The organism is Bacillus sp. LR_5 (assembly GCF_042709275.1).
In genome coordinates this window covers 1-1,087 of record NZ_JAVAXX010000619.1, presented here as the reverse complement: position 1 = coordinate 1,087, position 1,087 = coordinate 1, and the positions used below count along the sequence as shown (strand labels likewise).

General features: G+C 39.2%; 1 protein-coding gene and 1 pseudogene. Both read left to right on the top strand.

Annotated elements, in window-relative coordinates:
• Nucleotides 1–377: pseudogene (locus RAC86_RS39005) on the top strand (hypothetical protein); the annotation flags it as partial.
• Between the two features lie 81 nt (nt 378–458).
• Nucleotides 459–1,016: a hypothetical protein gene (locus RAC86_RS39000; RefSeq protein ID WP_032721343.1), complete on the top strand. Its 558-nt coding sequence runs from the start codon at nt 459–461 to the stop codon at nt 1,014–1,016.
• The last annotated feature ends 71 nt before the right edge of the window (nt 1,017–1,087 follow it).

Genomic DNA, 1,087 nt, shown 5'->3' with positions numbered 1-1,087 from the left:
CCCCGGCTCAGATCCGCTCCGCCGCTATGTTGAATCCTTGTCTCGATCTTCAGGCACAGTATGAATCGGAAAAAGAAAATAAATTTTTCTATAAACAATTTTTGAAAGAAGTATCGAAAAGCTACGGAATTTCTGAAAAAGAAGCGGAAGCGCTTCGTTATAAAACAATTCAAAGCTACCCGAGCGGCGTACCGGTTCATATATGGCAGCGTATGACCGGAGCTCCATATCCCTACAGTGTACATGCAGAAGTTTTCAAGGAAAAACAGCAAAAGCAAGGCTCACCGGTCGACATGACATTTCATTTATTTGAGCATCCAAGCAGAATTTATGCATCAATTTGCAAATTCTTTCACAGTCATGAAAAAGAATTATAGAGAATATAATGACAACAGCCTTCTCTTTTGCGGAGGCTGTTTTGTTTTGGGAAATGAAAAACCGGAAGGGCGGCAGATGCAATGGAATCAACGCTGATTGTAGGTGCGGACGAATTTTTCGGCCTTTCATTATGTGAGCGAATGATGGATGAAGGCATACATGTTGACGTTGTTCTGGCGGAAACAGAAGATAAAATGAGACAAATGTACTTAGAAGAAAGACTCATGTGGCTTGGGAGAAATGAACTCTTTCGCCAGCTTGAACACATTGGAGATCAAAAGTATGATACAATTTGTATCCAGTTCGGAAGTTTTTTGCCTTTAGACCAATGTGATTCTCCTTATATTTTAGTATATGAAGAAGACCGCAAAGAATGGGAAAAACGTGAAAAAACAGGCTCGGAAAAAACCGTGATCCTGCCGAAAATGTATGGGCCATGGAAAGAAGAAACAGAGGAAGACGGCTATTACACAAACGACGTCGCTGACGAGTTGCTGAGATTCCTGTTAGAACCAAGCCGTCATAGCAAAGATCAGCTTTTTGAATTGCAAGTCACAGAGAAAATCTCAAAAGAAGAAGCAAAAACAAAAATTATCGAGTGGAAAAGACAATTTTCATCAATTTTCGACAAATATTAAGAAAAACCTTCCATGTTTCGAGTTTTCTAGATACAATAAACGTATAAAAATAAACATGTTATAGCTTGTCA